Raw genomic sequence first — 10,331 nt, 5'->3', positions numbered from 1 at the left:
CGTTCCGGCGCCGAATAACGGCGATTCCCATACGCCCCTGTTGCCTGCAATGCGCAACTTGCTATCGCGGTAAAAAATAATTCCGCCCTGGTTGCAGGCAAAATTCAGCGGCAACCCGTTGCTGTAGTCAACCCAGTCAGCCATCGTATTATCCCGGTAATAGACTTTTGCCGGCGCATTATTGGAAAACGCGTAAACCCCGCCGTTGGTGCCTGCCTGGGGCGTTATAAAGGCAATGGGCGCGTTGGTAAGGCTACCGGTATAATTGGTCCAGTCTGCACCGCCATTGATGGATTTGAAGACTTTGTTGCCAGCGTCGCCCTGGGCCATGCATAAAAAGACCGTATTCTCATTTAACTGGTCAACAGCAATATCGGCATTGTAAAAACTATATGTTACACCCGATGGAAGCGATAAGGTTGTCCACGAGGCGCCGCCATCAGTCGTTTTATACACGCCGTTCTCCGCACACAGGTACATGACATTTGAATTGCTTCGGGCAATATCAAACCGCCACACCCTGCCGCCAAAGTCGTGCAACGCACTGTATGAAACGCCCCGGTTAATTGATTTCCACAGAATATTATCCCTGCCTACATAGAAGGTATTGCTGTAGCGCGGATCGATCATCAGTTTGCTTGAAAGGGTGCCATACCAGTCATCCTGCGGCCATAAGGTATTAGCATATTCGGCATAGATCATGCTTCCCGGAAGGGAGGATGGCATTTGTTTGGTTCCCTCGTCATTGAAGCCTACCATGTTTTTCTGGCCATGAAAAACATGCCCGGTAGCCGCTTCCGCCCCGCCCATGTACAAAGAATTGCCTGCGCCATAGTTTTCAAACAGGGCAACATCGCCGTTATGATAGCGGCCTCCTACTACAATATCCTGGTCCCATCCCTGCCCAAAACCCCAGAACTCGGAACTGGTGAGTCCGTTATTGCGCACCGACCAGTTGCTGACACTGGTAAAAAAATCGGTTGAATAATTAACGCCGCCGTCAGTGGTGATCCAGGCATCGTTACCGTTGCTCCGCATGCATTGGATATCGGCATGCAGGCGAAAAGGTATGTCGCTTAACCTGGTAAAGTTGAAACCGCCATCAACAGACTTTAACGCATAGTAGGAGCCCGTTATCAACTGGTTCTCGTTGTTAGGGGAAACCATGATATCGAGGTCGTAGAAACCCTGGTTGTTGTCCATATCAAGGGCGGTTGATTTGCCGGTTGCGGTAATGTTCCAGCTTATTCCTCCATCGGTGCTTTTGAACAGTTCAGGAAGGTCATCATCGAGATTGATGCAATAGACCGTATTGCCGTTAGCCGGGGTAACGCCAAACCTGGCTCCATGGCAATGAATATTATTCAACGCTGCGGAGTTAACAGCGGTAAAGCTGACGCCCCCGTTCACAGACCGGAAAATAGTGAGCGAATTGGTACCATTCGGCTGGGCGCTTACCGCATATACTATGTTTGGGTTAAGGGCGTTGATCTCCACATCATACACCCGGTCTGCACTGATGCCGTTGGCCGGTTGCCACGAGGAACCGCCGTTATTACTGAAAAACACCCCTGTTTGGCCGGCCACTAAAATGGCGCCGGTAGTTTTGTTGATGGTGATCTTTTCGGATGTGCCGCCCTGGTAAGCGGTAAGGAACGTCCAGGAAGCCCCGGCATTGATAGATTTAATAAGCTGCCCGTCATACGAAATGGCATAAACAGTATTGGCATTGGCGGGATCGACCGCGATGGAAGTAGCAGTAAATGGCGGCAAATTATCACTGATGCTTGCCCAATGAAGGCCTTTATCTGTTGACCGGTAGATGGCGCCTGTTTCGGCTCCCGCGTATATTATGGCAGGATTGGAAGGGGCAATAGCCAGGGTATAAATATTAGCCTGGTGGGGATCTTTGTTTTTGCTTGCATCATAAGTTTCAATGGGACCCAGTATCGCCCAGTTGCCGTTCGCTGTTGTTGCAGCTACCCTGGCATTTTTGTTCCCCTGCGCATTGATAGCGGCGCCGAGTAACCGGTTGTAATAACCTGGTTCTTCCACTACAGCGCCGTTTGCCCGGATGAAAGGCGCTATTTTCTTTCGCCACCGGGTATAAGCCACGCGATAGGGTTCTTCATCGTTCTCTTCTTCTTCCCCTGTTTTTGCATGAACCTCGTTTTTTTCGCATGCTTCAATGGTGGAATCAATTTTATGAATGTTGGGATGCTCCCAATCACAAAGTGTGACCCAACAGGGAACAGGCACAGAAGGCGGAAGGTTGAAAATGGCGCTTCTTCTACTGCCCGTCCCTGTTTGTGCATACAGGGTACCGGTTGCTGTCAATAAAAGCAATAGGGTACCAATAATTGATTTTCTCATGGGTTGGGTAAAAATGAAATTAGTTTGGAACTGGTTTTAAGCGGGCAAAGTAAAATCAAATAAATATTTTTTACATATAGTTTAATTTCTACCATACAACTATTACTACAGGTAAAATCAGGAATATTCAGCGTCTCATTGCCCCAGGTGGCGCCGAATGCCATGTCCAGCTTTTATCCAACTATTACGATCCGGCTGGAATAAAAAAAATCGTGTCTTTGCGGCTTTCGAAATTTATCTCTATACTAATATTTATGAAGAAACCATTTTTGTACTTGCTGTTATTTATTACAGGTCATTTGTGTTACAGTCAAACCAACAACCCAACCATAATAAAAGGAAAGGTCGTTGATACACCGGTCAACAAGCAGGTAGCCGCAGCATCTGTCAGGCTGCTCGATGAGGTGGAGGTAACAGCCACAGCGGGCCAGAACAAATCTTTGCTGTACCAACCTGCATCCATCGCCACTCTGAAAACAACAGAGTTAAAACGTGGGCAGGGCATTTTTCTCGATGACGCCATTAATAGCAATGTGCCCGGTGTATCCATGCAACGCAGAAGTGTATCGGGCGGGCAGCAATTTAATATTCGCGGCTATGGGAATGGCACGCGCGGCGCGCGCGGCATCAGCAGCAATTTCGACGGGCAGGGTTACAAAGTGTATCTCAATGGCATTCCGGTAACCGACGCAGAAGGCATTACCCTGCTTGATGATATAGATTATGGTTCATTAGGCAATGTAGAGATCATTAAAGGACCTGCGGGCACCTTGTACGGACAGGCGATTGCCGGTGTAGTAAATATGAAAATGATACAACCCGAAAAAGGGAGAACAACTATGCAGCAGGATGTTATGCTGGGCAATTATGGCCTTCAGCGGTACACGACCCGCTTGCAAACGGCAACCGACCGGGCAGCCCTGTCATTGAGCTACGCCAAACAAAGATCAGCTGGCTTTTCCATACATAACAACTCAAATAAAGATTTCGTAAACCTGCTTACTGCCTTTGACCTGAATCCCCTACAGGAGTTAAGCACTTTTTTCAGCTATACCAACAGTTATGACGAACGCCTCGGCGAACTCACCCTCGATCAATATGCAGCCAAAGATTATTCAGGCAATATTGAATACATAAAAAGAAATGGGCATAGCCATATTAACAGCTTCAGGGGCGGAATGGCGCATACAATTAATTTCAATGAAAAATTATACAATACCACAGCTGTATTTGGCTCGGGGTACAGAAGCGATGCCAGCTCTGCCGGCGGGTGGACGGACAAGACAGCGCTGAATTATGGTTTTCGTTCTTCATTCGGTGCAAAAGTGCTGTTGAATGATGCCATTACATTAAGCGGCATCGCCGGTATTGAAATGCAGGGCCAGGTGGCGCAGACCGTTGGCTACAGTATGAAACAAAACCCCGGCGATACTACCACCACCCCGTGGATTATGGGAAAACCTTACTGGGTGGTTAACGCCACTACATCGAACATGTTCACGGTAACGGGTACTTCCAATTTATTTACAGAATGGACACTGGCTTTGCCATACCAGTTTTCTTTGACTGCAGGCGTGGGCCTTAGCCGCCAGCGAATTTCGTTGGATGATCGTTTCAACCCCGAAACGGCTGCCAGGCCTTCGCACTACGATACATCGTATAAGCAAATGGTATCGCCACACATTGCCATCAATAAAGTATTTAATGAGGCTTTGTCTGTGTATGCTGCCTACAGCAGGGGATATAAGGCGCCGGCAAGCGCTTACTTTTTTATCACCACACCGGTTGTAACCTCACCGGCTACCCCGGCAACGGGCAGAATAAACAGTGCACTGAAACCGGAGGTAGGGGATCAGTTTGAAATAGGAACAAAAGGCGCTTTGTTTAAAAACAGGCTGGCTTATCAGCTCTCCCTGTTCCATACGAAATTCGGCAATAAGATGACGACTGTTGCCATGCAACTGAATAACACCACAACAGCCTATAGTTACGTAGTGAATGGTGGAGACCAGGTGCATAACGGAATGGAAACCTGGTTAAAATGGTTTGTAGTGAAAGATGGTCATGGCTTGTTGACCGGTGTGGCCCCTTTTGCTAACCTCACCTGGTCGGATTTTAATTATGGCAATAATTTTATATTTCAAACAGGCAGTACCACGAATAATATCAGCACAGCAGATTATAGTGGGAAAACAGTGGCCGGCGTGCCAAAGATCTCCACAAATGTTGGAATAGACGTTACCACAAAGCCCGGCCTGTATGTAAGTATGAGCTATTCTTACAGAAGCGATGTTTTTATTACATCGGATGGCGTAAACAAGAGTTCTTCATACAACCTGCTTAATGGTAAAATGGGTTTTCACCAAAACATTGCCCGGCGATTTGAGGTAGATGCCTCGTTGGGGTTGAACAATATCGGGAAAGTGCAATACCCGTTAATGATCTTTGTAAATCAGCTACCCGATGCCTATATCCCGGCGCCGCTGAAGCCGGTGCTGTTTGGCGGATTAAATCTAAAATATAATTTCAGGTAATTGCAAATATTGGAACAAGGTGCGCAAACCTCTCTTCGGAGAGGTTTTTTTGTGCTGGCTGGCACAAAGCTGCCGCAATAGTTTATCATTTAAGTAAAACGTTCCGAACGGTTGTTTAGAACGTCCCTTTTTTTCACTGGGTTTGTGGCAGAACCGCGAACCAAACTCCATTGCCTGAGCGAAAAGATATGAAGCGTATAGGCCAACGGCACGAGCACACCGGGCAGATAAATAAAAGGAAATGTTGTCACCAGCGAACTATCGGGCTGGTTATGAAAAGCACGTAGGGGAGTAGGCAGTGACAAGGAGGAAATAGTGACAATATTCAGGAGCAGCGCAAGACCGGCAATATTGTATAACAGCACTATAACCGGTGGCCAGCTCTTCTTTACAAAACAATAGTAGCCTACAGGGATGGCAAGCAGGCCACTGAGCACATCGAAATTGCGGCCTTCAAAACTCATTTGCACCGGCAGCGCTCCATTGCGCACGAGCATCCATAATGCCACTTCAACCAGGATGCGAAATGATTGCAGGTAGAGCAACCATTGGGGTTGAATATGCTGCAACAACTGTTTGCCCGCCTTTGAGCGCGTAAAGAGCAGCACCGCGGGTAATGGTACCAGCAGGGCGATGATCAGCCGGGGTGGCAGGCGCGTAAAATCGCTGAAGAAACCACGGCTCGACAGGATGCCGAGCAGTATGATCCAGCCGGTGAGCAGGAGGGCGGTGGTGCGAAAAACAGATCTGGACATAATTGAAAGATTGAGGATACAAAGTTCCAAAGTGCGGTGAATTACCCCATAACCAAAATTGCTATTTTGTCTGCAGCCTGTATTGAGTGGGGTAGAGGCCCATCTTCTGGAAAAACAACCGGCTGAATGACTGGCTATTATCGAACCCCAACAACATGGCAATGTCAGCTACAGGTTTGCCGGAGTCAGCGAGTAAAGTCCTGGCTTTTTCGATGCGCAGCTGCTGCATATATTGATAAGGCGACAGGCCATACGCTGTCCTGAACAATCGTAAGAAATGATATTTGCTCAAACAGGCTTCCGCTGCAAGCTGGTCAAGGCTTATTTCGCCGCAAAAACCGGAACGAAGTACATCCATGGCGCGGGAAAGGCGTTTGTAGAGTTCTACCCGGGTGGTCTTTTTCACCGGTGGCAGGTTATTTACCATTTCAGCAATGTGATGGTGTTGCTGCAAATGATAGGTTAACAGGGCTGTGAGCTGTTCTTCGAACCGGAGTTTATTAAATCCTTCTTTTTGTGAAATAAGTATCGACCGTATCAGGGCATTGAAGGTTGCATCGCGACGGTGTAACTGGTTAAAGAACGAAACCGGCGACAATTGTTTTCCGGCACCCGCGTCCAGAATTCTGTGTGCTGGCGTTACCAGGGAATTAAGAACAGATTCGCTGAAGAATTCCCCGAAATGGATGTTGAAAGTTTCGGTAGCATGGGAATCTTCTTCAACCTGCAGGGTATACAACTGGGAGCGATTGCTTACAAAATAATTGTCCTCGTCAATGCGGGTAGTATTGCGGTCAACACTGCAGAGGCTATTTCCTTTTATATTCAGAAAGAATGAAAATGGTCCTTTGATATCAGGCCGGTAACATTCATTGACCTTCGTATGAATGATGACACTGGGAAAACCTTCGCTATCAAGTTGAAGATTGCCCCATCCCAACCGGTTGCCAAAGCCCTGGGCTATCTGGCTTTTCAGCCAGCCAAGATCGGGAAATTCATGGAAAATCATTTATGTAAGGTACGGAGTATTTTATGATCTGCGTTTATCGTTATTTGCCCCCAAACATAACAGAATAGTAAGACCATAAACCAATGGAATTCGTATTTTGCTGTTGATCAGGAACAGTCAATTGAAATAAAAAGCCGAATTCAAATATTCTATAAAATCAAATTAAATATGCAAATGGAAAATCCCGCTGACAAGATCCCCAATCTTTCATTGAAAAAGTATGAGTCGGGCAATTACGAGTTTTTAACAATTGAAGGATTTGTCGTTTTGGAATCGTGGAAGGGTTTTCAAAGCAGGCAGGGTGACTATGGTTCTAACGATGGTAATCAGGAATCAGACGGGACGGTGAAACTTAACATTGGCGCCGATATGGGGGATGATGACCCGAAAGTAACGGGGGATCATGTAAATGCATATAACTATTTAACGCAGCATCAGGAGAAAATAAAAGCAGCCCTCCTTCAGGGGCTACTTAAGGAATACAAAAATATACAGGAGCATTACGGATATGCCGAAGATGATGAATTGATGCCTGAAGTCGATAATGTGTCTCAATTCACAAACCTGATTGGGCTTTCCACCATTCACATTTTAAATATAAGTAAAGATGACACTGCCTATGTTGGTTACCAGTTTGGTTGTACATGGGATGACGAACATGGACTAGGCTTCATGACTCATAAGGATAGAATAATTGAAGTGGGAGGAGCTGATATCTCTTTCATGTCGTGGGTGGCAAAAAGGGATTTGAACCGGGAATAAAATTTAACTCCCCGTTCGCCTCAATATTTTATATTCTACATAAAACGTCCCAAACGGAATAAACCGCCCATCCATCCTCATATCCCACCCATCCCAGTCCAATTTGCCCCCCTTCTTTTAGGAATTTATCCCCTCTGCCGGGTAGTGCCGGGTGCTAATTTTAAAAGCACTTTCATTAAACCTCATCTAAAAACGATTGCAATGCAAAAACTGTTTCCCTGTTTGCTTATTTTCTTATTGGCAGCCTGCTCCAAAAAGCAAACAGCACTGAATGAAACGCAGGCAGATCCAAACACCACTACTGTAACGGTAAACGCCACCAACAATTTCAAAGGTGTGAACTGGGCCGACCCGGCAGATAATTTCAAAGACGGACTGGTGGTCATCAGCGGCCTGTCTTCCTCTGACAGCTATGCTACTGTTCAAACAAAATCGGGTAATATTCTTACCGGTTTTCAAAACCGGGGCGCCAATACAGTGCGCATGCCGGTGAACCCAGCCACGGTATCGCAAAGCTGGTGGAACGCCTATACCGGCGCCATCGACCTGGCGGCCAGCCGGGGCATGAACGTGGTGCTGGCCTATTGGGAAGGCAGCAGCTCACAGGACGGGTTGGTTGATAATACCTCCCAGTTCTACAGCATGTGGCAAACCATTGTAAACAAGTATGGCAGCAACAGTCACGTGTATTTTGAACCCATGAACGAACCGCATGGGTACAGCTCCACCGATCTCAACAACCTGTATGCGACCTGGTTGAGTAATTACCCTTCGGTGCCGCGTGGCCGCATTATCCTTGATGGACAGGGCTATGCGCAAAATGTAAATGTGGTGGGCGCCGACAGCCGGTTGAGCAGCTGTTTGCTATCGTACCATAATTATACCTGGTTCGATAATAATAAAACAACAACCGGCGACTGGGTGGCGGCCATTCAATCTATCGCTTATCCCGACCGCACCATTGTAACTGAATTTGGTATTCCCATGACCACCGGTAAGAATTATCTCGGTGCACCGGGCAGCGATCGCGAGATTGCCTACTTCCAGGGAATGACCGAAGGCATACTGGCCCGCAATATGGGATGTATTTACTGGCCGGGCTTACGTGATGGCGATAGCTATAGCCTGACAACGTGGAACGGCAGCAGCATGACCACCAACAATGCATCGGGTCTGTCGCGTTTGCAATATGCCTGGGGCAGCGCTTCGATAAGTTTTCCGTTGGGAAGCTTTAACAGCTCGGCCTGGTACAGCATCGTTTGCCGCAACAGCAATAAGGCACTGGATGTAAACGGTTCTTCCACGGCCAATGGTGGCACCATTATACAATGGGATTACTGGGGTGGTAACAACCAGCAATGGAAGATCACCAGCCTGGGCAATGGCTATTTCAGCATCATCAACCGCAACAGCAATAAAGCATTGGATGTGAACGGCAGTTCTACTACCGCCGGCACCGGTATTATTCAATGGGATTATAGCGGTGGTAACAACCAGCAATGGCGCATCGTTGATCAGGGCTTTGGCTATTTCCAGATAACCAACCGCAACAGCGGCCAGTCGCTTGACGTAAATAGCGCCTCTACCACCAACGGCGCATCGGTGATCCAATGGCCGTATAATGGCGGCAGAAATCAGCAATGGCAGATTGTGCAGTTATAATTGTTCTATATAAAAAGTAGGGAAGTAGGAAGAAAGAAATTTAGAGATTTAGAGATTTCGGGATTTAGAGATTTATCGGAAAATTCAATCTGGTACAAATCCCAAAATCTCAAAATCTAAAAATCAGCAATCTCTTCCTGCTTCCTACTTCAGCCTTTACGTGCTCAAAGGTTACACATGTTAACCTTCATCCTGCTATCTATTTCCCGCACCACCACTTACACTACTAGGTACACTGCTGCCTGCAGTAAGCGAGTAGGAATAGGAGGGCGTAAATACCGATGAATTGGGCGCCCAGGTGGGTACACTGGTGCCGGAAAATACATTACCGCTATTCCAGTTTATTTTACCCTGTGCACTGCTTGAGCTGTAATTGGCCCAGGCCTGGCTTTGGTTCAGGAAATAACAGTTCTCAACTTTGATCTGGCTTTCATTACCAACACCAACGCAATAATTGCTGCCCGATGCTGCATAATAATTATTGTAGCAATGCACCTGGCCAAAACGAACGCGTGGCATTCTTTCCACACAACCGGCATCGTACCAGTTATGGTGCATGGTTACATGTAACTTACCGCGATCGGTAGTTACATCATCCCCATTCCCGATGAGGTTTACAAATTTATGCGAGCTTTGGCTGGCATACCTGAAACGGCACCAGGATACAGTTACATTGTCGGCAGCCCGAACAATATCACATTCCCCATCTGCACAATCGGTGAACGTACATTTGTGAATAAACACTTTGGTGCTTCCCGAAACCTCAATACCATCACCGGTACCCACACCTGAAGGATTGGTGATAGTAAGGTTTTGAATAATTACATTGCTTACGCCTGAAAGCCGCAAACAACCGATAACACCTGCGCTTGAATTGGCGCCAATAATGGTTTTGTTCGACTTCACATTGATTTGGCCGGAACCTAAATTGAGATTACCCGAAACCGTAATGACCATGGAGGAACTGGATTCTGCAGCTGACTTGAAGGCCGCCGCTGTAGTAACGGTGGTGGCGGTACCGCCAGCGCCGCCGGTGGTGCCGGCCGCAAAACCGTTTGCGGTTGCTACGGTGAATTCAGTGGTGGCAATTCTTTCTCCATCACCGTTGCTGGATGGATCGCTTAGTGTGTCGTGCTTGTTACAGTGTGTAAGCAATAAACTAATAGAAAGTTTGGCGCATACAATTAATGCGCGGGAAGGCATGATTGTTTTTTTCATGATGGCATTTGTTTTAAA

The 10,331-nt window shown here is 47.1% G+C and carries 7 protein-coding genes; 3 read left to right on the top strand and 4 right to left on the bottom strand.

All coding sequences use genetic code 11. The annotated features are described in order from the left end of the window. Positions 1-2,373 (bottom strand): WD40/YVTN/BNR-like repeat-containing protein (locus tag A3860_RS36075; RefSeq protein ID WP_081155453.1); only part of this gene is annotated, 2,373 nt, incomplete at its 3' end. 254 nt (positions 2,374-2,627) lie between these two features. Between A3860_RS36075 and A3860_RS36070 the strand changes: the two genes are divergently transcribed. Then, positions 2,628-4,907, top strand: coding sequence for a TonB-dependent receptor (locus tag A3860_RS36070; protein WP_081155452.1), 2,280 nt, complete (start codon positions 2,628-2,630; stop codon positions 4,905-4,907). A gap of 89 nt (positions 4,908-4,996) precedes the next feature. On the opposite strand, the gene A3860_RS36065 is transcribed toward A3860_RS36070, so the two are convergent. Both A3860_RS36065 and A3860_RS36060 read right to left on the bottom strand, forming a co-directional pair. Beyond that, positions 4,997-5,662 (bottom strand): hypothetical protein, encoded by a 666-nt coding sequence (locus A3860_RS36065; RefSeq protein WP_081155451.1) that lies wholly within the window; start codon positions 5,660-5,662, stop codon positions 4,997-4,999. Positions 5,663-5,723: 61 nt separating this feature from the next. After that, positions 5,724-6,671 (bottom strand): helix-turn-helix domain-containing protein, encoded by a 948-nt coding sequence (locus A3860_RS36060; RefSeq protein WP_081155450.1) that lies wholly within the window; start codon positions 6,669-6,671, stop codon positions 5,724-5,726. 174 nt (positions 6,672-6,845) lie between these two features. Here A3860_RS36060 and A3860_RS36055 point away from each other — a divergent pair, with 174 nt between their 5' ends. Next, positions 6,846-7,433, top strand: a complete 588-nt coding sequence (locus A3860_RS36055) for a DUF6985 domain-containing protein (RefSeq protein ID WP_143774430.1) — start codon at positions 6,846-6,848, stop codon at positions 7,431-7,433. A gap of 201 nt (positions 7,434-7,634) precedes the next feature. After that, positions 7,635-9,095, top strand: coding sequence for an RICIN domain-containing protein (locus A3860_RS36050; RefSeq protein WP_081155448.1), 1,461 nt, complete (start codon positions 7,635-7,637; stop codon positions 9,093-9,095). Positions 9,096-9,290: 195 nt separating this feature from the next. Here the strand turns inward: A3860_RS36050 and A3860_RS36045 are convergent, their stop codons facing one another. Next, positions 9,291-10,313, bottom strand: coding sequence for a pectate lyase family protein (locus A3860_RS36045; protein ID WP_081155447.1), 1,023 nt, complete (start codon positions 10,311-10,313; stop codon positions 9,291-9,293). Positions 10,314-10,331: the final 18 nt, after the last annotated feature.

Origin of the sequence: Niastella vici, from assembly GCF_002077945.1 — a bacterium.
In the GTDB taxonomy this organism is placed as follows: Bacteria; Bacteroidota; Bacteroidia; order Chitinophagales; family Chitinophagaceae; genus Niastella; species Niastella vici.
The sequence above is the reverse complement of the archived record's forward strand: the minus strand, read 5'-3'. Positions and strand labels throughout refer to the sequence as shown.